The following is a 24003-nucleotide window of genomic DNA, read 5'->3' on the forward strand; positions in this document are numbered from 1 at the left end:
ATGAATAGATTTTTTAAAGTAAGGCTAATAACTACAATTATATTCTTAGTTGTTTTATTCACCTTCTCTATCTCTAATATCTGTTATTCTGGAAAAGATATGATACAAGAAATAAAAAATTCAATTAATGATAAGAATAGTTTAAAGGATACTATATCATCCATTGATAATACAGTAAATGACAAAGTGATATATAAAAATACTTTTATTGAAACTTATGGATATTTGCAAAAACTAATGGGTAAAAATGAATTTTCAAAGTTTAGTGTTGTGAAAGATACTTCTGGAAAAATGCATTACACATATTTTGCTAAATCTCCAAATCAAGTTGATGTATTGGTAGATAGAGTAAGTAAGTTCTCTAAGGAAATGGATAAACAAAATACTAAATTGGTTTATTTAATGACTCCAGATAAATATATAAAAGGAGTAACACAGTTTCCTAAAGGCATACCTTATTCCTATAGTAATGAGACAGCAGATACTTTTTTAAATGAACTAAAAAAGGATAATGTTGACTATATAGATTTTAGAGAAAATATTTTAAAAAGTGGTATTTCAAAAGATGATTTATTCTTTAAAACAGACCACCATTGGAAAGTAGAGACTTCTTTTTGGGCATTTGGAGAATTAATTGAACAGCTTAATAAAAAATATAATATGAAATTAGATGAAAATTATTATTATAGAGATAAGGAAAACTATAATTCGATTGTATATCCTAGGTCATTTCTTGGTTCTATGGGAAGAAAGACAGGAGTTTTATATGGTGGGATAGATGATTTTACACTAATTTATCCTAAATTTAAGACGAATTATACATACTATACAGATTCTAAATCTCAAAAATTTGAATTAAAAGGAAGGTTTGAAGAGAGTTTGATATTATCATATCCTTTTAATGCTGACCTTAATTTAATGGATGGACAATCAGATAAATATTTTACATATTTATTGGGGAATCGTCCACTAGTTAAAATTAAAAATATAGAAAATCCAGAAGGATTAAAAGTGTTATTTGTTAAGGACTCATTAATTGTACCAACAGCAGCATTCTTTTCTTCTGTTTGTTCAACTATGGATATGATAGACCCTAGATATTATGATGGAGATATATTAGAATATGCAAAGTCTCAAGATTATGACTTTGTTTTTATATCTGTATATCCTCAAAACCTTACAAAAGAATTTTTTCCATTTTGTAAATAAAATAAAAAATAAATGGCTAACTTTGTACTATGTCAGCCATTTATTTTTTATGATTCTTTTTAAGAAATATTTTTCTTATTGAATACTTCTTTATCAACTTTTCCAATTGATTTACCTACAGTAATTGAAGATACCATAGCTCCATTGACATTTATCATTGTACGTCCCATATCTAGTATAGGGTCTATTGCAAGTATTCCACCAACTAGTGGGAAATAAGAACCAAGACCTACTCCAGAAATAACAACCGAAACAGCTATTGTAGCAGTCCCTGGAAGTCCTGCTATCCCAAGTGAACTAATTGTTATAACAATTAACAGCATAACATAAAAACTGATATCCATATTTACTCCAGCCATATTAGCAAGAGTAACAGCCATTAAAGCAGGATATATGCCAGCACAACCATTCATACCCATATTTGCACCTAAACTTGCTATAAAGCTTGATACACCCTCATCAACTCCGTGATTTTGTACTAAACTTTCTATCGTAACAGGCAATGTTCCCAAACTAGAACGTGAAGTAAATGCTAGAAGTAGAGCTTCAGTTGAATTTTTTATATAAGTAATAGGATTTAGACCATTTAAAGTTATAAAAATTAAATGTATAACAAATAATATTGCAACTGATATATAAAGAGCTAATATAAAATATAAAACAGAAATTATTGAACTAATACCTTGTGAAGTTATTGTATTTGCAAGTAGTGCAACTACAGCATAAGGCATAAATTTGATAACAGTCATAGAGACACTAACAATTATTTTGTAAGATGCTTCTATAAAATCTATAAATGGCTTTATAGTTTCAAAATGTTTTTTACTTAATCTCTTTATTGAGGTACCTATAAATGTAGCAAATATTATTGTAGCTACAATATTTCCATTTGCCATAGCCATTACAGGGTTTGATGGCAATAATCCTCTTAAAGTATCTACAAGAGAGTTTATTTCCTTAAGTTCTTGATTTCCACCTAAACTAGATAAATCAGCTCCTACTCCTAATTTCATTGTGTTTGCAACAACAATTCCAACAATTGCTGCTATAGCCGTAGTAATAAGGAGCATTCCTAGAGATTTAAATGTTAAAGTTCCAAGATTATTATCTTTCATGTTAATAATTACTTTTATAATTGATAAGAAAACCAAAGGTATTACTAACATTTTTAATAAGTCCATAAATCCAGAACCAAATAAACTATACCATTTGCTTACTTCTTGCAACCAAGTAATTTGAGTTGTATCAGTAGGAAAACCAGCAAAAGCTTGAATAATAATTCCTAATATAAGACCAATTATTGTAGCATATATTGTTCTCAATGAAAATTTGATTTTTTTCTTTTCAAATTGTCTAACAATAAAAAATATACCTATAAGTAATACTATGAAAAAAATCGTTTTAAAATCTGTAATCATAAGAAATTGTGATAAGAATGAGCTTTCCAATATTTTTTCTCCTTTGTCTAAAAATAAATTTTTCTAAGTTTAAATGATATCAATATATTAAAAAAATGTCAATATTATATCACAATTTACCGAGATAGAATAAAATGATTTAATTTATCAAAATGTGATTAAATAGATGGAAATGGGGTATAATATATGTTTAAAGACTTTGGATTAGGGTAATAGATGTAAGAATAACTTTTATAAAATTTGATTTCAAATAAAAAAATGTTAAAAAAATAACTAAAAATTACCATGAAAATATATACATAGAATAGATATCAAATGAAAAGTTTAAAATAAGTAGAGAAATTAATTAGACGTCTAAGGAGAGATAAAATGAGAGTAATAATAATTGGTGGTGTTGCAGCTGGTATGAGTGCTGCAGCGAAATTAAAAAGAATTAAACCTGAATATGAGGTTGTAGTTTATGAAAAAACTGAAATAGTGTCTTTTGGAGCTTGTGGATTGCCATATTTTGTAGGTGGTTTTTTTGATGATGCTAATGATTTATTGGCAAGAACACCTGAAAAACTTAGAGAATCTGGTATTGATTTAAATATATTTAGAGAAGTTATTGCAGTTGATACTGAGTCTAAGAAAATAAAAATAAAAAATGTAAAAACAGATGAGATATACGAAGATTACTATGATAAATTGATGATAGCAACTGGGGCAAGAAGCATAATGCCTCCTATAAAAAATATAAATTTAAAAAATGTTTCTACACTAAAAAGCTTATATGATGGAGAATATCTAAAAAAATTATTAAGTGGAAAAGAAATAAAAAAAATAACTATAATAGGTGCTGGATTTATAGGATTAGAAGCAGTTGAAGCATGCAAGAAATTGGGTAAAGATGTACAAGTAGTTCAATTGGAAGAGAGAATATTACCACAAGTATTTGATAAGGAAATTACAGATGTCTTAGAGGATGAAATAAGGAATCACGATGTCAAATTGCATTTGAATGAGATAGTTGTAGAATTGTCTGGAAAAGATAGAGTGGAAAAAGTAATAACAAATAAAGGTGAAATAGATACAGATGTTGTGATAATTGCTACTGGTGTAAAACCAAACACGGAATTTTTACAAAACACAAATATAAAAACATTAAAAAATGGAGCTATAATAGTTGATGAATATGGAAGAACTTCTGTTGAAGATATATATTCTGCTGGCGATTGTGCGACTATAAAGAATATAGTAAGCAATGAAAACGCATATATACCTTTAGCAACTGGAGCAAATAAATTAGGTAGGATAGTAGGAGAAAATCTAGCAGGTAAAGAAGTCTCTTATCAAGGTTCTCTATCTTCAAGTTGTATAAAGGTTATGGATATGGAGGCTGCCTCAACTGGAATTACAGAGAAACAAGCTAATGCTTTGGGATTAAACTTCAAATCCAAATTTATTTCTGATTATAATCAAACTCATTATTATCCTGGAAGAAATAAAATATATGTAAAACTTATTTATGATGCAGATACAAAAGTTATTTTAGGTGGGCAAGTAGCTGGTTTTAAAGATGCTGTTCAAAGAACTAATGTGTTAGCAGCTGCTATCTTTGGAAAAATGACTACAAGTCAACTTGGTATGTTAGATTTATGTTATGCTCCACCATTTGCAAGAACATGGGATGTATTAAATGTAGCTGGAAATGTATCTAAATAATTTTATCTAAGCAACTATTAATAATTAAATAATAGTAATAAATATTAAAGGAATGAGTTTACCCTAAAATAATTTTATCTAAGGTAAGCTCATTCCTAAATTTTTATTACGGATAATTTTTACTAAAGCTATAAAATTAATTATTCATCAAAGTTTAAGTGTAAACTAAGTCTATCTTCACCAATAATCGTATTTTCAAAAACATTAGTAGCATTTTCTAAGTACATGTTAGGCATATCTAATGATGGGCTAAAGTGTGTCAATAAAAGTTGCTTAACATTTCCTAGTTTTGCAAGATTTGCAGCTTCTCTAAAAGTCATATGCTTGTTTTTGACAGCTTTTGAAATATCTAAATCATCACCATACATAGCTTCACATATAAATAAATCACTATCTTTTATAAAGTTAGGTATTGAGTCTATAGGTCTTGTGTCTGTTGTAAGACTTATTTTAACTCCTTTTCTTGATTCTCCTAAAACCATGTCTGGAGTGTATTTTTTTGAATTTAAAACAATACTTTGACCATTTTGAAGCTTTTTCCATATTGTTTTAGGAACTTTATTTTGAGTTGCTTTATTTATATCAAATTTAGGATTTCTTTTAAAATTAAAACTATATCCTATACACTCTATAGAATGTTCTAAAGGAATTGTTGAAATCTCTATGTTTTTTAAATACTCATTATCTAAAGAAAAACTACCTTGAGGATTTTCTATAATTTTTAAAGTATAGGGTATATATTCTACTAAATTTCTCATAGAACGAATACAATCAATTATTCCAATAGGGCCAACTATAGTTAAATCACTTGTACGACCGCTATTTCCAATCGTTGATAGAAGCCCTAAAAGTCCGAATATATGGTCACCATGTAAATGTGTTATACAAATCAAGTCTATATCTTTAAAGCCACATTTTTTCAACTTCATAGATACTTGAGTGCCTTCACCACAGTCAATTAGTATTTTTCTACCTTTATAATTCATAAATACAGAAGATAGAAATCTATGTGGCATGGGTACATTTCCACCACATCCAAGTAAAGTTAAATCTATCATTTTTTCCCCTTTCTAAAATTAACACAAATCTGTTGTTTGTTTTTATTATGATATCCTATTATAATTATTTTAACATTAAATACAACAATAAATGTGTATTTGAGTCAAGAAATATTAGTAAATAGAAATTTTGTATAATAATATACAAAAACTCTATAAGTATAACTTTACATTTATTTTTGAAAAATTTATAGGAGGTAAGTCTAATGAAACTGTCAAAGAGAATTATTATTTTATCATTGATGATACTGACTTTAGTAGGATGTAGTAATGGGGAAAGTAAAAAAACAGTTGAAGGTTCTAACAAAATTCAAGGTTCTAAAAAAGAAGAGCAAGCTATTGTAGTACATAAAGATGAAAATATATTAAAAGATAGGTATGAACCACCAAAAGGATTTAAAAGGGTTGAGGTAGAAAAAGGTAGTTTTGAAAGTTTTTTGAGGAATACTAAGTTGAAAAATTATGGTGAGAAAGTCAAGTATTACGATGGTAGGACTAAGGAATCAAAAGGCATCTATGATAGTGTATTCGATGTCGATATTGGCGATAGAGATTTGCATCAATGTGCAGATGCAATTATGCTTATGAGAGCAGAATACCTGTATCAGAATAAGAGATATGATGAAATAAGTTTTGACTTTGTGGATGGTTTTAAGGCTAAGTATTCAAAATGGGCAGAAGGTTATAGGATTTCAGTAAAAGATAGTGGTTCAAGTTGGTATAAAGCAAGTGAATATTCAACATCATATGAGAGTTTTAGAAAATTTATGGATATAGTATTTGCTTATTCAGGTACTTTATCGCTTGAAAAAGAATTAAAACCTGTACAACTTGATGATATGAAAATAGGGGATGTTTTTATAGTTGGAGGCAGTCCAGGACATGCAAGTATAATTATGGATATGGCAGAAAATGAAAAAACTGGAGAAAAGGTCTTTATGATAGCTCAAAGTTATATGCCTGCTCAACAAACTCAGCTTCTTATTAATCGTAAACAACCAAATTTAAGTCCTTGGTATAACTTGAATTTTGAGGGGGATTTAACAATTCCTCAATGGACTTTTAAAAGAGACCAGCTAAAAAGGTTCTAAAAAAATACATATAAAATAAATGAAAAATATAAGTGTGAAAAAATGTAATTAGATTAAAACCTGTTGGATATGGACAAAATTAAATTGATAGATAAATATTAAAAATCGAAATGATTAACTTTGTATATTTAAATATTTATCTAAAAAGCTTTATCTTAAAATAAGAGTCTTATTTTAAAGCTGAAACTAATTTTAGGAGGATAACTTATATTGAAAATTAGAAGATATTTAATTTTAGTAATTATAATTCTAATTACAACAGGCCAGAGTTTTATTTCTTATGGACTAGAGAGCTTTGAAGAAATAACTATTTTTCACACTAATGACATACATGGAAGATATGCTGAAGGTGATGAGTATATACAAATAGGTAATCTAGCTACATTAAAAAAGGAAACTCCAAATTCAATTTTAGTAGATGCAGGAGATTGCTTACATGGGTTACCAATAGTAAATATGAATAAAGGTGAAGATGCAATTGAATTAATTAAAAGTGTTGGATATGACTATATTACTCCAGGAAATCATGACTTCAATTATGGAAAGGATAGATTATTAGAGCTATCCAAAATTGCTAATTCAGGAGATAAAACTTTAAAATTTTTAGCATCAAATATATTTGAAGATGATAAGAGCATATTTGACAGTAATGATATAAAAGAAATAGATGGTATAAAAATAGGATTTTTTGGGCTTACAACTCAAGAAACAAAAAGTAAGACAGGCTCTAAAAATGTAGAAGGATTAGAGTTTAGAAATCCTATAGAAAGTGCAAAAGAGCAAGTAAATGAATTAAAAAGAAAAGGAGCTGATGTAATAGTTGCAATATCACATATTGGAACTAATAGTTTAAGTAAGCCAAATAGTATAGATATAGCAAATAAAGTTCATGGTATTGATTTAATTATTGATGGTCATAGCCATACTAAGTTTGAAAATGGTAAACAGGTTGGTGATACACTGATTGTAAGTACAGGGCAATACCTAGAACATATTGGTGAAGTAAAGTTAACATTGGATACTAATGATACAGAACATATAAAAATAGAAAATAAATCAGCAAGATTAATTGAAAAAGAAGAAGCATTAGAGTATAAGCTTGATTCTAACGTAAGTGAAAAGATTGGTGAAATAAAGAAACAGCAGGAAAAAGTTTTAGATAAAGTGATAGGAGTAACAAAAAATACTCTAGATGGCTCATATGAAAATGTAAGGACAAAAGAAACGAATCTAGGAAATTTAATAAATGATATCTTATTAGATAAAACTAAAGCAGATATTTCGCTATTTAACGGGGGGAATATAAGAGATACAATTGAAAAAGGGGATATAACAATAGGAAGTATTGCAGATGTATTCCCTTTTAGCAACACTATAGTTACTAAAAAACTTACAGGAGAACAAATTAAAAGTGTTTTAGAACATGGAGTAAAACTTTATCCAGAAAAAAATTCAGCCTTTTTACAAGTGGGTGGAATCTCATACTATTTTGACCCAAAGCAGAAAGAAGGAGAAAAAATAACTGGTATTATGAAAGATGGAAAATCTCTAGACATGAATAAAGGGTATACAGTTGCAACTAATGATTATATAGCACTAGGTGGAGATGAATTTCCTTGTTTATCAAAAGAGCCAATGTTAAAAGATTTTGGAAGTTTAGAAAGCGCAGTAATTGAGTATATAGAGTATAAAAAAGAAATCTGTAAGAGTGTAGATGGAAGAATTAGCATTAAAACCAAGGAAGAATTGATAATTAAAAGTAATGAGAGTAACTTAGTATTAAATGGTGATGAAGACAATTTAAATGATAGTGAAGACAGTATAAATAATGAGGATACTAAAAACTCAAATGAGAATAAACGTAAAAATTTAGACAAAATGAAAGCTAGAGAAAGTTCTAATATAAAAGCATCCAAAGCAGAAATTAAAGAGAAATCTCCTAAAACAGGCGATTTAGGTATAAAAGATAGTATGTTTATATTTGCAGCTTCAAGTGTTTTAATTTACTTATTTAACACTAACCAGATAAATTTAAAAAAGAAAAAATTAAAATGAAATAAATAATAAAATAGACTCAATATCTATTTATTAATAAATAGATATTGAGTCTTAGATAAAATATAAACTTAAGCAAAGGTAATTGGATGTTTAAATACTGGATTATCTTTGTTTTTTTATATTTAGTATAGTAATATCCAATCAATAATTGTACTCTTGATTAAAAATAAATATATTATTAACTTATTATTGGTATGTTTATTTTATTATCTAAGTGTGTAAAATCTTCTTGGTGATTAAAAAATATTTATAAATTGTCAAATAAAATGGCTTAGTTAGTATGATATAATTTAGCTAGTATACATAATAATGGAGGGGAAAAGCATGAATAATATATTACTTTTAGAAGATGATAAATCTTTAAATAGAGGGATTAGCTTTAAATTAAAAAAAGAAGGATACAATGTTTTTAATACATTTAGTATAGAAGAGGCAAGAGGTATTTTTTTTAAGGAGGATATAAATTTAATTATTTCTGATATAGGTCTACCAGATGGAAGTGGGTTTGATTTTTGTGAGGAGATTAGAAAGAAAAGTGATGTTTACATAATAATGCTTACAGCGCTTGATGAAGAAGTGGATATTGTTACAGGTTATGATTTAGGAGCAGATGATTATATTACAAAGCCATTTAGTTTGATGGTGTTAATCTCAAAAGTAAATGCATTTATGAAAAGGGTAAACACAGTAAAGAATTATACTTTATTGGTTTGTGATGATTTGTTTTTTTATTATATAGAAAATAAATTGGTTATAAAAAATGATGACAAAGAAGAAGAAATAATTTTAAGTAAAACGGAAACTAAACTATTAAGATATTTGATGGAAAATTCAATGCAAGCTTTGACTAAAGAACAACTATTAGAATCTTTATGGGATAGTAGTGGTAATTTTGTAGATGATAATACAGTCGCAGTAAATATAAGAAGACTTAGACAAAAAGTAGAAAAAAATCCTTCTGAACCTAAGTATATAAAAACAGTAAGAGGAGTGGGATATATATGGGGAGAAAGGAGTATAAAAAAATGTTAAAAGATATAAATATCAAAGATAATTTGAGCATTAAAGAAGATTATATAATGAAAAAGGTTGTTATATATTCTATTTTATCTATGCTTGTAGTAACACTTGTATTTATATTTTTTGAATACAATAGACTATATGACTTATATGAATATCAAATAAAAAATACTCAAAGTATTGCAGGTATGTTGATTGAAAAATATCCAGATGATGAGGTAGATATAATAAAGTCTATTTATAACTTTGACTATAGCAAGGCAGAGGTTGGAGAAAAAGCACTTGAAAAATTCGGATATGGGCTAGAAAATAAAATGTCAAATGATAAAAACTTTGGCATATATTTAAAATCTTTTTTTAAAGAATCAATTTTTGTTTTTTTAATAATGTTTATAGCTGTTACAGGAATAATATATTATTTTATAAGATATATAAACAAAAGATTAAGCAAGATTTATTTTATAGTGGAGCAAATGTCACAAGAGAATTATTTAAAAGAAGGTACCAAGTTAGATAGTTCTGGATATTTAGTAGAATACAATGAATATTTTAAAGAGGGTACATTTAGTAAGATTAACAACTGTCTGTATGAGTTAAATAGGAGCTTAAAGATAAAGTTTATTAAATTAGAAAAAGAAAAAGAAAGTGTAAAATCATTGGTAACAGATATTTCCCACCAATTAAAAACTCCTTTAGCATCATTAAAATTATACAATACATTACTTATAGAAGAAGATTTAGACGAAGATGAAGCACAGGAATTTTTATTGACTAATAAAAATTCTATAAATAAATTGGAAAATTTAATAAATTCTTTAGTCAACATATCAAGGTTAGAGATTAGTATGATAAGCATAAAAAAAGAAGATAATGACATAAAAAGTACTATTTTAAATGCTATAGAAAGTGTAACTCCTAAAGCAAGAAGTAAAAATATAACATTAAAATTAAGTGAATTTAATAGTAGAATTATACCTCATGATAAAAAATGGACTGAGGAAAGTATTTTTAATGTACTAGATAATGCTGTTAAGTATACAGAAAGAAATGGAGAAGTAAATATATCTATAGAAGAGACTGTAAACTATTTTAAAATCATAATAGAGGATAATGGTAGAGGAATTGTAAAAAACGAATTTAATAATATATTTAAACGTTTTTATAGAGGAATAGATGAAGAAATTGAATCCATAGAAGGTAGTGGTGTAGGATTGTATTTGAGTAGAAAAATTTTAGAAGAACAAGGTGGTAATATTATGGTATCTTCTAACCTAGGAAAAGGAAGTAAATTTTCTTTGTTTCTTACAACTATGTAATGTTTACTGAAAGGAGAATGTAATCCTCTACATATATTATATAAGTATAAACAGCTCCACAAATTAAAAGTAAATGATTAAGGAGCAACATAACTTAGAGTGAGGGGATAATTTTATGAAAATATTATATACTGAAAGTTTATCAAAACATTATGGAAAAGGAGAAAGCCTAGTAAAAGCTTTAGATGATGTAAATTTAGAAATAAATGAAGGTGAATTTGTAGCTATAATAGGTAAATCTGGTTCTGGAAAAAGTACATTATTACATATGATAGGTGGTCTTGATATACCTACATCTGGCAAGGTATACATTGATAATAAAAACATATTTACATTGAAAGAAGAAGAACTTGCCGTATTTAGAAGAAGAAAAATAGGCTTTATATTTCAAAGTTACAATTTGATTCCATCTCTTAATGTGTGGGAAAATGTAGTATTACCAATAGGTCTAGATGGAAGAGCTGTGGATGAAAACTTTATAAGAGACCTTTTAAAATCTTTGGGACTTGAAAATAAACATGATGTTTTACCAAATACATTATCAGGAGGTCAACAACAAAGAGTAGCAATAGCAAGAGCTTTGGCAACAAGACCAGCTATAATACTTGCTGATGAACCGACTGGAAACTTAGATTCTAAAACATCAGATGAAGTTATGAGTATACTAAAGTCCATGTCTAAGAAATATAGTCAAACTTTAGTTATGATAACTCATGATGATAGTATAGCTCAAATGGCTGATAGAGTTATATTTATAGAGGACGGCAAGGTATCAAAGGTTGGTGACAAAAATGATTAATACTACTAAAATAGCAAAAAATAATGTAAAACAAAATAAATCAAAAAGTATATTAATAATAATCACTATAATACTTTCAACATTGATGCTTTCATCTATAGGTATTTATATTGTCGATACAAGAGAATATCAAAAGGAAAATACAATAAAGTATGCAGGAAATTATCAAGGAGTATTAGCAAATGTAAATGAAAAACAAGCTGACATATTAAGTAATCACGCAGATATTGAGCTAACTGGAAAAATGAATGGAGTAGGTGTTGAGAAACTAGAAGATGATACAACTATTTCATTATCATATATGAATGAAGAGGGCTTAAAATTAAATAATTTTGAATTTATAAAAGGAAAATTACCAACAAAAGAAAATGAAATAGTACTAGATAGTGGAGCTTTAAAAGCATTAGGTCATGGTCAAAAATTAGGTGAAAAAATAAAAGTAGCTTATGATGATTATAAAAGCGACAAAAGAATGGAAAAAGAATTTATAATAACTGGAATCTTAGAAACTAGTGAAATATATGAAGCAGGAAAGTATTATTCTGCTATTATATCAGAAACATATATGAAAAATACTAGAGATATGTCACAAGAAGATTTCAATATATATGTTAGATTAAAAGATAAGAGCGATTTATCTATAGAACAGGCAAAAGAAAAATTAAATAAGATTGCTAATGATATAGGATTAGATACTAATAATGTACTTGTAAATGAAAATTATATAAATGCTTTAAAACCAGATATGGAAACAATTATGGGTGGAGTTTTTATAGGCTTAGTAATTGTATTATCTAGTATTTTGGTAATATATAATATATTTTACATCTCAATAGTTACCAAAGTTCAAGAATTTGGAAAACTTAGAGCAATTGGTGCAACTAAAAAACAAGTAAAAACGATAGTGTTTAAGGAAGGCTTTATATTAGCTGGGATAGCAATACCAGTAGGAATAATTTTAGGCTATGCACTTGCAAATATTATAATAAAATCATTTATGGATGTAGATGTAAAATCATCACAATTACCAGTGTTATTATTAATTGTGGTAATAAGTTTTATATCTGTTGTTTTATCACTTTTGAAACCAATGAAAGTAGCTTCAAAAGTATCTATAGTTGATGCAGTAAGATATACTGGAAATGAAATAAGTGGTAAAAAGAATAGAAAAGGGCATAAAAATATAAATTTAAAGAACTTATCAAAAGCGAATTTAGAAAGAAATAAAAAGCGTACTTATATGACATTGACATCTCTTATATTAAGTGGAACTATATTTATAACAGTATCGACTGCTTTAGAAAGTTTTAACGCTGAGAAGATGGCTAGAGAGCATTTCCCTTATGATATAGAAGTTAGATTTACTGGATATGAAATGAATAGCGACAAGAATCCTGAAAATAATTTGAATATTCTACAAATGAATAATCCATTAGGTAAAGATTTTTTAAATCAAATAAAGAGTATAGAGGGAGTCAAAAAAACTGAATTAGGAAACTCTGTAAAAATTGGAATGGAAGATTATAATGTTGAATTTGAACATGACCTTTTACAGAGCATAAACGAAAATGATGTGAATTCATTAAATAAAAATCTAATAGATGGAAAAATAAATTTTGAAAGGTTACAAACAGGAGATGAAATAGTCATTACTCACCTTGATACAGCAAAAGAAATGGGTGTAAAGGCTGGAGATAAAATAAAATTAACTCTATATGATGGAGATAAAGAGATAAAAAAAGAATTTAAAGTTCAAGCAATAGCTATGGGAACTCCAAGTTTTGGGATAGGAAAAGATTTTATAGATAGAACTTTGAAATATGATACAACAAGTACCATTGGAATATATACTGAAGAAGGAAAGTATCAAGAAGTTAAAGACACTATAAAGAAAATTGCTAAATCTAACGGATATTTAGAAACGGATTTTATAGATAGTAGAATCGAATCAAATAAGGCTACAATCTCATTTATAAAAATAATGGGCTATACTTTAACTGGTATAATAGGTGTTATTGGATTTATGAATCTTGTAAATACAATGATAACTAGTATAGTTACTAGAAAAAAAGAACTTGGGATGCTTCAAGCAATTGGACTTACTAATAAGCAATTAGTAAAAATGCTTAATTCAGAAGCTATATATTACACTTCTAGAATGATGATAGGAAGTATCGTCTTTGGAGGTACGTTAGGATACTTTGCAGTTGTATTTTTAAGAAAAACTGGATTATCATATGCAACATACGCTTTACCAATAGTACCAATTTTATTTATGGTTGTATTTATCCTTATAGCTCAATTTATAACAACTTACTTAATAGGAAGAAGTTTTAACAAAGAATCTCTTATTGATAGAGTAAGATATAGTGAATAAAAATGTATAGAAAGCTATATTTAATTTTTAAACAGAATTAGAGAAAATATAAAAATAGAATTAAATTAGGTTGATAATATATACAAATACAGGGCAAGTGGCTTAAATGTTCATATGTCCTGTTTTTTGTCGTTTTTATTGTTATAAAATTCTTATCAATATAACTTATCAATTTAAGTGGTAAGTGATAGTGTGTTTAATGTTCAGAAGATTGTTATCAGAAAAAATGTATAGATTTAAGTAGTAAATAAGAGTATGTTTAATATTCAGAAGATTGTTATTAGAAAAAATGTATCGGTACAATTTTAAAAAAACTTAAAATTGTACCATAAAAAATGAAAATTTTGTATAATAATCGTATAGAAAATAAAAAGGAGCTGATATATATGAATAATAAAATCAATTATGCACCAGGACCAACAGAAACTAGAGAAAATGTAAGATTAATAAGAGCAGAGAAAACAACTAACCCAGATATAGATGTTGATTTTGTTGAATTTTATAAGAAGACATGTGAAAAATTTGGAAATATAGTTGGTACAAAGAACGATATTTACATATTAAGTGGTGAAGGAATATTGGGACTTGAAGCAGCTTGTGCATCACTGACTGAGAAGGATGATAGGGTTCTTGTAATTGACAATGGTATATATGGAGAGGGATTTAAAGACTTTGTAAATATGTATGGTGGGGAGTATGTGCTTTTTTCAAGTGAATATACAAAAAGTATAGATGTTGATGAGCTAAGAAAGTTTTTAGAAAAGGATAATGATTTTAAATATGCAACAGTGGTTCATTGTGATACTCCAACAGGTGTATTAAATGATGTAAGTAAGATATGTCCACTATTGAAGGAATATGGAATCTTAACTGTAGTTGATTCTGTAGCAGGTATGGTGGGAGAAAGGTTAAATGTAGATGAATCTAAAATAGATGTAATATTAGGAGGTTCTCAAAAAGCTATTTCTGCACCTGCGGGTCTTACTATAGTTGGTATAAGTCAAGATGCAAAGAATTGTATAAAAAATAGAAAAACAGACATAGTAGGTTTTTATTGTAATTTAAGTATATGGGAAGGATATTATGAAAAAAAATATTTCCCTTATACAATGCCAATAAGTGACATAATGGGTCTTGATAGAGCATTAGACAATATACTAGAAGAGGGTGTAGAAAAGGTATTAAGTAGACATGAGAAAATAGCTTCTAGTGTAAGACAAGCTGTTAAGGAATATGGTTTAGAATTATTTTTAGAAGAAGGATATTCTAATACAGTGACAGCAATAAAAATACCTGAAAGTATAGGAGCATTAAAACTTACTGATTATATGCTTAAAAATTACAATACACTTGTTGCAACATCATTAAATCAATATATGGATACTATTTTGAGAATAGGTCATATGGGGGAAAATGCTAATCTTGATAAAATAGTTCACATATTAAATGTATTAGATAAAAGTTTAAAAGAACTAGAATTTGATGCAAATGGAAGTTTAATAGATTTATTTAATAAATATTATTTTTAGTCACAATATAAAAGGGGGATACGGTATGGAAGCTACAGCTAAACAGAAGTTTACAACAAAAGATTTGGTGGAAACTTCACTATTAATAGCGTTGGTATTTGTTGCAACTAAATTTATAAATATAAGATTGCCAATATCTATAAATGGAGGTCTTGTACATTTAGGAACAGCAATGTTATTTATATCAGCAATAGTATTTGGAAGTAAAAAAGGTGCTTTATCTGGTGCTATTGGGATGGCTCTCTTTGATTTGATATCTGGGTGGACTCTATGGGCTCCATTTACATTTATAGTCAGAGGTGTCATGGGGTATTTACTTGGAAAGATTGTATGGGCAAATGGCAAGAATGGAGAAAATTTTTTGATTAATGTAATAGGAGTAGTAGTTTCATCAATTTGGATGTTGTTTGGATATTATGTAACAGAGGTTATACTTTATGGTAATTTTATAACTCCACTTACTTCAATACCAGGCAATTTAATGCAGGTATTAATAGGTCTTATAATAGCACTTCCTATTTCTAAAGCATTAAAAAAATGTATAAGATAGATATAGAATAGATTAAGTTTTTGATAGGATAAATTATATTGTATAATATTAAGATAGAGTATATAATGATAAAAAAATTTAGGATAGAGGTTAATTACGATGTTATCAGTTACAAGGTATGCAGTTAGAAATGCTCGTTTAAAACCCTGGGTAAAGTTTATTTGGTATCTTGAGACAAAATCAAATATATTGCTAAATAATAAGTTATTGCCTACAGATAGTGTAGATATTATCATTAATCTTTCTGATGTTATGGAATATAAGATTGAAAATAAAAATTATAATACAAGTAATATACATTTTAATGGAATAAGAGATAAACATGGATTTGTTATTCAACGTGGAAATATACGTGTTATGGGTATTTCTTTTTATCCATTTGGGCTTTATCCATTTTTAAAGATACCAATTTCAGAGTTTAAGAGTCAAATTGTTGATTTAAAACAAGTATCAGAAGGTTTTGTTGGGAAATTGGAAAGTACATTAAATCAAATATCATCAATAGAAGATATAGTTTTACATTTAGAAAAAATATTAGTATCTGTACTAGATGAAGATTTAGTTGCAAATAAGATGGTAAATCTTCTGGATTTATTTATATATAATAATCAATATAGCACTATAAAATTGTTTTGTGATGATATGAACATAAATATTAAAACGTTAGAAAGAGCTTGTTTAAAATATACTGGATATACACCTAAAACACTAAGGAAAATATATAGATTTAAAATGGCAAGCAATCAGCTCATTTATAACTCTAAAAATAATGACTTAATTGACCTGATTTATGAAAATGAATATTATGACCAAGCTCATTTTATTAAAGAATTTAAACAGTTTTCAGGAGTATCGCCAATTAAATTTATTAATGAGCATAAAACTATTAAAGAAAATACAAAGTATAACTATTTATAATTATATTGTCGATTTTTTACAATACCTTTAATTTACTTCTTGTTATGATGTAAGAAATATAAATTGGAGGGTTTGTATATGAAAATTATTACAGAAATAGTAGAATTTAATGTGGAAGAGCATTTATCAAAAGATGCATTTGTAGAGATTGTAAATGATTTAGAAATAAATTTTCACTCTGTTCAATCGGGATTTATTGATACTGAGCTTTTATATGACGAAAAAAATCAAAAATGGATTATGATACAACACTGGGATTCTATGGAAAATCTTAAAAGTGCTTCTAGTAAAATGTTTAAAAATATATCTACTGAAAAATTTAGAAATGCTTTAAAGACACAGACTGTTAAGATGAATATAATGCCACAAATTAAAAATTGGAAGTTATAATGTCAGATGTAAAAAATAATTAAGTAGCAAGAAAATAAATTAGCCAAATAACATTTTGTATCAAAATCAAAATTGTTATTTGGCTTTTAGTAGTTATTTATCTAGATAGTATTATTTAAAAGTACTATTGCTGTGCGAGATGCAATAGGTATTTTAGAAGATGGAGGAGTAGAAGTAAAATAGATATCGTAGTCTATTAAGTTTTCTGGTCTTGTTTTTCCTCCAAATTCTATCATATCAGTACTTAATACTGTCTTGTATTTTTTGTCTTGGAACTTTGATATGTCTACTGATTGCATCAGATTAGGATGAAAATTAAATATAAATAAATATTTATCCTTACTGTATACTAAAAGTTTTTTCTCATTATCCATATGTACAAGTTCATAGCTATTCTGTGTAAAAATATCACTGTATTTTGTAAGTTCAAGCATAGATTTATCAAAGTTTAATAGTTGTTTATATTTTAAGTTATCATTTTCTGAAAGACTCCATTGTCTTCTAGCATATTTATAACTCCAATTGTTTCCTTCACGTGGAAAATCAATCCATTCAGGGTGTCCAAATTCATTTCCCATAAAATTTAGGTATCCTTCACCAGCTAGAGAAAATGTTGCTAATTTAATTAGTTTGTTTAGAGCCATAGCTCTATTAATAATATGATTATTTGAGTTTATTTCCATATTCCAGTACATTTCTTTATCTGCTAACCAAAATATAATTGTCTTGTCACCAACTAATGCTTGGTCATGAGATTCACAATATCCAATGTTTTTTTCACCAGGGCGTCTAGTAGTAAGCTCGTGCCACATTTTGCCTAAATCCCAATTTTCATCATAAGAATTTGAAATAGTCTTTATCCAAAAATCAGGTACTCCCATTGCTAATCTATAGTCAAAGCCAATTCCACCATCTCTTATAGGTATACACATTCCAGGCATTCCACTCATATCTTCTGCAATGCTTATTGAATTAGGTTTGATTTCTTTTATTAGTTCATTTGCAAATTGAAGGTATGTTATAGCTTCCATATCTGTGTTTGTACTGAAATACTTTTTATAGCTGTCAAATGAAACTCCAAGACCATGGTTATGATATAGCATTGAGGTTACACCATCAAATCTAAAACCATCAAAATGATACTCATTTAGCCAAAATTTTATATTTGAAAGTAAAAAATGAATTACCTCAGGTTTACCGTAGTTAAAGAGCTTTGTTCCCCAAGCAGGGTGATTACCTTTTGAACCTGAATGGAAAAATTGATGCTCACTTCCATCAAATTCATTTATTCCCTCTAAAGTATTTTTTACAGCATGAGAGTGAACTAAATCTAACAAAACAGCAATTCCCATTGAATGAGCCGTATTTATAAGATTTTTTAAGTCTTCAGGTGTACCAAACCTAGATGAAATTGCATAAAAGTTTGAAACTTGGTATCCAAAAGAAGCATAATATGGATGTTCCATGATAGCCATAAGTTGAATAGTATTGTATCCAGCTTTCTTTATCCTAGGAAGTATGTTTTCAGTAAATTCATTATAAGTTCCAATAGATTCTTTTTCAGTAGCCATACCTATGTGACATTCGTAGATTAAAGGAGAAGTTATGTTTTTTAAGTCAAATTCATTATCAGTCCAACTAAATCGAGTTTTTGGTTGCCATATCTGCCCATTAAAGTTACCAGAATCTTTTTGTATTACCCTCTTTATGTATAATGGTATACGGTCAAATATTTCACCATTTGCAGTGACCTGTACCTTCACCTCGGATTTATGAGGTAAGCTGTTTTTATCAGGTATGAAAATTTCCCAATTACCAGAATCTATTTTTTTTAGAGGATGGGATTTTCTACTCCAATTATTAAAGTCACCAATTAATGATAAACTATCTGCATTTGGAGCCCACTCTCTATAAAACCATCCATCATTTGTTTGATGGAATCCATAATAAAGATGACCATTTGCAAAAGAACTAAAATTTTCACAGTTAGTTAATATTTTTGCTTTTACATCTTCATAGTGTTTCATTCTTTTTTTTATGTCAGACTCGAATGGTTGTAGGTAAATATCAACATCTAAAATTTTAAATCTTTTTTGACTTTTCATTTGATTTCCCCTCCATAATAAATATTATATTTTAATAAAATAATACTTATCTCATACTATCTTCTCTATATAATTGATATATATTATATAATCCTAATAAAAAGCTTAAACCACCAATAATTAGTTTCATAATTTACCTCCTTAGTATATTTAAAAATATACTTATATATCAGATTCATCAAAATTTAAAAGTTTATTTAAAACTCTTTTAATAATATCATAATCAAAGCCTTTATAGGAAAGATGTTGAGAAATTTTTTGATATATTTTCTTTTTATCTTCTTTTTTTACTCTCTCATATCTTTTTTTTGCTAGATACATGGCATTTTCAAATTCAGTATCTTTGTCTAATTCTGATACTGCTTCATCAATTGCACTTCTCTCAATACCTTTATTGTATAAATTTTGTTTAATTCTGTTTTTACCACATTTGTTTAAATTAACGTTGGTATTAACTATTTTCTGAGCTAATATATTGTCATTTACAAGATTATAATTTTTAAGAAAATCTATAACTCTATCAATTGTATCTTCCTCAAAATCTGCTGATAGTTTTTCTTTCATTTTTTTTTCAGACTGGTCAGCACGAGATAAAATATTTAATGCTTTATTTTTAGCTTTTATATACATCTCATCATCTAAAATAGATTTTAATTCCTCTTCATTTACTTCATTTCCTTTTTTTAAATTAAATGTATAAACAAGTTCTTTAAATATAGCAATAAAAAATTTATCATCAACATAAATATTTACTCTATCATCATTTCTTTTTTGTTGTTCTATTTTTGTAATTATACTCATAATTCCTGCTACTCAAAATATGGTCAAATATATCCATATCGAGATTTTTCCTTCTTCACTGAACCTCGCCTTGCCTAAGCTACTACGATTTGGTATAGTTCTCCAAAGGCTTAAATTCCGAAGTTAGCCCTCCGTACATATATAAGTACTTTTAAGCCACGTGTGGGCGAATCACTTTGATTTTAAGCTATCTTATATTTTTTAGCATTTTTAAGATTAAGACTTGCATTTAAATCTCTATCAATAGATAATCCACATTCACATTTGTACACTCTATCTTTAAGTTTTAAACCTTTATTAACCTCTCCACATTGGCTACAAGTCTTTGATGATGGATACCATCTATCAGCTACTCTAAGTTCTATATTATTTTGTTTGCACTTAGCAGTTAGTTTAGTTCTAAATTCAAAGAACTTTTGACTTGATATAGCCTTTGATAAATGCTTATTCTTCATCATTCCACTAACATTTAAATCTTCAATAGTTATATAGCTTGGCTTTTGCTCTGTTACCTGAAATACTGTTTTATTAATATAATCAGTTCTTATATTAGCTAATCTTTGATGAATTTTTTGTACTTTGGCTATCTGTTTTTGGATATTTTGACGAGTAGCTACTCCTTCTTTTATATTTTTATTTCTTACTTTTAAACTCTCATATTTTCTTGAAAGTTTTCTTTGCTCTCTTTTTAATTTCTTTTCAACTTTTTTGATAGTTGAAGTCTTATTTATATTTTTAAATTTACTTCCATTTGAACATATTGCAAAATCTTTAATTCCTAAGTCAATACCTATTCCTTCATTAGTACATTTAGATACTTGAATATCATCTTCCTCAACTAATATAGATACATAGTATCTATTAGATTTTTGACTTACTGTACCACTTTTAACTATTGAATTTGTTGGTATATATCCAAATTCTTTTAGTCTTACCCAACCAAGAGTAGGTATTTTGACCCTATGCCTTTCAATAGTCCAATCAGTTTTGTTATTCTTTGGAAAATATGCTTTAACATCTTGATTTTTCTTTTTCTTGAATTTAGGAAAACTTTTAGTTTTTTTAAAGAAATTTTTAAAGGCTTTATCTCCATTCATAATAGCTTGTTTTGTAGCCTTAGAAGATACATCTTTAATCCATTTCATATCTTGATTATTAGGAATATATTCATTATTTAACCATTTAGAAAAATCCATACCGCTTATAAATTTACTTTTACTCTCATAAACTTCTTTATTGTGAGCAATATAGAAGTTATATATAAATCTACTAACACCAGTCGTTTGATGTATTTTAGATTTTTGTTCAGTAGTAGGATTAATTTCTATTTTGTATGCTCTTTTCAACTTCTTCATCCTCTCTAATCTTTTTCTTGTATTTTCTTAATCCATATATGCGACAACTAAAACTATGAAGTATTGATATTATATCTTGAACTAATTCTTCTTGTGGTGAAAGACTTTAATTATTTACAACTATAATATCTACATTGAATTTACCTAAAAATCTCTCAAACCATTCATATCCAAATCGAATGAATCTATCTTTATGAGTTACAATAATCGTATTTACCTCATTAGTCATACAACTATCAATTAGTTTATTCCACTTTTTACGATTATAATTTAGTCCATTTCCACAATCTTCAATAACTTCATCTACTATTATTCCTTTAGCATTTGCATATTGTCTAAGAAACTCCACTTGATTTTTCAAATCATCTTTTTGATTAGAAGTTGAAGTTCTTGTATAAATAACAATTTTTCTATTTACCTGTTCTTTATGTATTCCTTTATATTCTAAATATTGTTCATAAGTATAGTATCTTCTATCTGTTGGAGTTTTAAAAGCCTTTAACTTCCCTTCAACATCCCAACGTTGCAGAGTTCTGACTGAAATATTAATTAACTTTGCAAACTTTTTTGGTTTATAGTTATTGTTTTTCATATAATCACCTCTTGACTATGATTTACTATAAATAACTATATTTGTCTATGTTTTTATTAACTAAAGATAACCTCCTTTTTTATATGTAATTATATTAACAAAAGTAACTAATAAAATTTAATAAAAAACTTATAATTATACGTTATATTTAATCTAAATTAAGACAAAATAATAAAAAGTTATTTTTATTAAAAAGTTAAGTGAAACTATGTTAAATAATTATTTTTTAAAGTGTTTTTTACCATATAAATATGATTATATACCAAAAAAAATAATTTATAAGCTTTAAGAAATAAAAAATAATGGTACAATAGTATTATAACATTAAAAGGAGACAAAATATGAGAAGTAAAAATCTAGTTCAGAAGGCAGAATTGAAAAATACTGAAAAACTAGAGAAATTTAATCGCCATAAAGGCAAAATCAAAATAGGTATATTAGGAGGTACTTTTGACCCTATACACTATGCTCATTTAGCAACAGCAGAGTTTATTAGAGATAAGTATGAAATTGACAAAATTATCTTTATACCATCAGGAAATCCACCACATAAATTAGGTATCACTACAAATAAGTATGATAGATACAATATGACACTTCTAGCAACTGAAAGCAATGAAGATTTTTTAGTTTCAAAAATAGAAATCGAAAGAAATAAAAGGACTTATACAATCGATACATTAAAATATTTAAAGAAAAAATACAAAAATGCTGATATTTACTTTATAACAGGGGCAGATGCTATTTGTAGTGTTGAAGAGTGGAAAGATGTAAAGCAAAACTTTGAGTTAGCTACTTTTATAGCTGCGACTAGACCAGGTATTAGCTTATTAAGGTCACAAGAAACTATAGAGAAACTGACTAAAAAATATAATGCTGACATTATAACAGTTTATGTTCCATCATTGGATATATCATCCACATATATAAGGGAACAGCTAAATGAAGGCAAGTCTATACGTTACTTAGTACCCGAAAATGTAGAAAATTATTTGTATGAAAATAAACTATATCAATATGGAGATGATTAAATGAACTTAGAGAATATTAACCAAAGATTAAATCAAATGCTACCAGTAGGGAGGCTTAGTCACTCAAAAAATGTTGCAGAATGTGCTGTAAAATTGTGTGAAATTTATGGATGTGACAAAGAAAAAGCTTATATAGCGGGGATGATTCATGATTGTGCGAAATACTTAAGTGATAAAGAAGTAGAGGATTATGTTAATAAGTATGAAATATACTTAGACCCAATAGAAGATGGAAACCGCTCTCTATCTCATAGTGTGATAGGGTCATACATATGTGAATATGAGTTTGGTATAGAAGATGAAGATATTATAAATGCAATTAAATACCATACAACAGGAAGAGAAGATATGTCTCTTTTAGAAAAAATAATTTACATAGCAGATTTAATTGAAGAAGGAAGAAAATTTCCAGTTGTAGATACATTGAGAGAATTAGCCTATGAAGGTAAGCTTGACGAAGCACTTTTAACTTCATTTAATAATACTTTAATGTTTGTCATTAATAAAAAAGAAGAAATACATCCAAGAACTGTTATGGCAAGAAACTACCTAATTAAAGAAAAGTTATTATAAAAATCTTATATAAAGGCAAACATATTAATAAAATTAAAGTTGACTATGTTACAAAATCGTATTAATATGTTAGAATAACTAAGTGTATTTAAATTAGGAAAGTGAGGAA

General features: G+C 27.2%; 19 protein-coding genes and 1 pseudogene. 14 read left to right on the forward strand and 6 right to left on the reverse strand.

The genetic code is table 11. The features are described from left to right. The gene (locus tag KGF46_RS03640) at nucleotides 1-1209 is read left to right on the forward strand and encodes an alginate O-acetyltransferase AlgX-related protein (RefSeq protein ID WP_227828143.1); all 1209 of its coding nucleotides are present in this window, start codon (nucleotides 1-3) and stop codon (nucleotides 1207-1209) included. Between the two features lie 59 nt (nucleotides 1210-1268). On the opposite strand, the gene KGF46_RS03645 is transcribed toward KGF46_RS03640, so the two are convergent. Next, complete coding sequence (locus KGF46_RS03645; RefSeq protein WP_227828144.1) at nucleotides 1269-2657, reverse strand: cation:dicarboxylate symporter family transporter; 1389 nt, start codon at nucleotides 2655-2657, stop codon at nucleotides 1269-1271. Between the two features lie 339 nt (nucleotides 2658-2996). Between KGF46_RS03645 and KGF46_RS03650 the strand changes: the two genes are divergently transcribed. Beyond that, the gene (locus KGF46_RS03650) at nucleotides 2997-4331 is read left to right on the forward strand and encodes a CoA-disulfide reductase (protein ID WP_227842098.1); all 1335 of its coding nucleotides are present in this window, start codon (nucleotides 2997-2999) and stop codon (nucleotides 4329-4331) included. 140 nt (nucleotides 4332-4471) lie between these two features. On the opposite strand, the gene KGF46_RS03655 is transcribed toward KGF46_RS03650, so the two are convergent. Then, complete coding sequence (locus KGF46_RS03655) at nucleotides 4472-5389, reverse strand: ribonuclease Z (protein WP_227828146.1); 918 nt, start codon at nucleotides 5387-5389, stop codon at nucleotides 4472-4474. Between the two features lie 206 nt (nucleotides 5390-5595). Between KGF46_RS03655 and KGF46_RS03660 the strand changes: the two genes are divergently transcribed. From KGF46_RS03660 to KGF46_RS03705, 10 genes are all read left to right on the forward strand, one after another. Beyond that, nucleotides 5596-6480 carry a DUF4846 domain-containing protein gene (locus tag KGF46_RS03660; protein WP_227842099.1) on the forward strand — a complete coding sequence of 295 codons (885 nt, stop codon included), beginning with the start codon at nucleotides 5596-5598 and terminating at the stop codon, nucleotides 6478-6480. Between the two features lie 210 nt (nucleotides 6481-6690). Beyond that, nucleotides 6691-8535: a bifunctional metallophosphatase/5'-nucleotidase gene (locus KGF46_RS03665; protein ID WP_227850115.1), complete on the forward strand. Its 1845-nt coding sequence runs from the start codon at nucleotides 6691-6693 to the stop codon at nucleotides 8533-8535. Nucleotides 8536-8862: 327 nt separating this feature from the next. Beyond that, nucleotides 8863-9570, forward strand: a complete 708-nt coding sequence (locus KGF46_RS03670; RefSeq protein ID WP_227828149.1) for a response regulator transcription factor — start codon at nucleotides 8863-8865, stop codon at nucleotides 9568-9570. After that, nucleotides 9564-10874: a sensor histidine kinase gene (locus KGF46_RS03675; protein ID WP_227828150.1), complete on the forward strand. Its 1311-nt coding sequence runs from the start codon at nucleotides 9564-9566 to the stop codon at nucleotides 10872-10874. The genes KGF46_RS03670 and KGF46_RS03675 overlap by 7 nt, the downstream gene beginning before the upstream one ends. Nucleotides 10875-10989: 115 nt before the next feature. Continuing rightward, a complete protein-coding gene (locus KGF46_RS03680) occupies nucleotides 10990-11673 on the forward strand; it encodes an ABC transporter ATP-binding protein (protein WP_227828151.1) in 684 nt (227 codons plus the stop codon). Continuing rightward, entirely contained in the window at nucleotides 11666-14050 is a 2385-nt protein-coding gene (locus KGF46_RS03685; RefSeq protein ID WP_227861801.1) for an FtsX-like permease family protein, read from the forward strand. The genes KGF46_RS03680 and KGF46_RS03685 overlap by 8 nt, the downstream gene beginning before the upstream one ends. A gap of 386 nt (nucleotides 14051-14436) precedes the next feature. Then, on the forward strand, nucleotides 14437-15579 hold the full coding sequence (locus tag KGF46_RS03690; protein WP_227854511.1) for a pyridoxal-phosphate-dependent aminotransferase family protein: 1143 nt from the start codon (nucleotides 14437-14439) through the stop codon (nucleotides 15577-15579). Between the two features lie 25 nt (nucleotides 15580-15604). Continuing rightward, entirely contained in the window at nucleotides 15605-16129 is a 525-nt protein-coding gene (locus KGF46_RS03695) for an ECF transporter S component (protein WP_227828154.1), read from the forward strand. Between the two features lie 99 nt (nucleotides 16130-16228). Further along, complete coding sequence (locus KGF46_RS03700) at nucleotides 16229-17047, forward strand: helix-turn-helix domain-containing protein (protein WP_227861802.1); 819 nt, start codon at nucleotides 16229-16231, stop codon at nucleotides 17045-17047. 78 nt (nucleotides 17048-17125) lie between these two features. Further along, nucleotides 17126-17437 (forward strand): antibiotic biosynthesis monooxygenase, encoded by a 312-nt coding sequence (locus tag KGF46_RS03705; RefSeq protein WP_227828156.1) that lies wholly within the window; start codon nucleotides 17126-17128, stop codon nucleotides 17435-17437. 101 nt (nucleotides 17438-17538) lie between these two features. Here the strand turns inward: KGF46_RS03705 and KGF46_RS03710 are convergent, their stop codons facing one another. The 4 genes and pseudogenes from KGF46_RS03710 to KGF46_RS03725 form a co-directional block, all read right to left on the reverse strand. Continuing rightward, complete coding sequence (locus tag KGF46_RS03710; RefSeq protein WP_227828157.1) at nucleotides 17539-19542, reverse strand: alpha-amylase family glycosyl hydrolase; 2004 nt, start codon at nucleotides 19540-19542, stop codon at nucleotides 17539-17541. Between the two features lie 162 nt (nucleotides 19543-19704). Next, a complete protein-coding gene (gene recX / locus KGF46_RS03715) occupies nucleotides 19705-20343 on the reverse strand; it encodes a recombination regulator RecX (RefSeq protein ID WP_227432519.1) in 639 nt (212 codons plus the stop codon). A 182-nt stretch (nucleotides 20344-20525) separates the two neighbouring features. Then, entirely contained in the window at nucleotides 20526-21689 is a 1164-nt protein-coding gene (locus KGF46_RS03720; RefSeq protein ID WP_227861838.1) for a transposase, read from the reverse strand. After that, nucleotides 21661-22290 (reverse strand): annotated as a pseudogene (locus KGF46_RS03725) (IS607 family transposase). Before KGF46_RS03725 ends, KGF46_RS03720 begins: the two are co-directional and overlap by 29 nt. A gap of 341 nt (nucleotides 22291-22631) precedes the next feature. On the opposite strand from KGF46_RS03725, the gene nadD reads away from it, so the two are divergent. Together nadD and yqeK are read left to right on the forward strand one after the other, a co-directional pair. Further along, nucleotides 22632-23321, forward strand: a complete 690-nt coding sequence (gene nadD, locus KGF46_RS03730; RefSeq protein WP_227828158.1) for a nicotinate-nucleotide adenylyltransferase — start codon at nucleotides 22632-22634, stop codon at nucleotides 23319-23321. Beyond that, on the forward strand, nucleotides 23322-23894 hold the full coding sequence (gene yqeK, locus KGF46_RS03735; RefSeq protein WP_227432521.1) for a bis(5'-nucleosyl)-tetraphosphatase (symmetrical) YqeK: 573 nt from the start codon (nucleotides 23322-23324) through the stop codon (nucleotides 23892-23894). It begins immediately after the preceding gene. The last annotated feature ends 109 nt before the right edge of the window (nucleotides 23895-24003 follow it).

Source organism: Clostridioides sp. ZZV14-6153 (genome assembly GCF_020657855.1).
Classification (GTDB): domain Bacteria; phylum Bacillota; class Clostridia; order Peptostreptococcales; family Peptostreptococcaceae; genus Clostridioides.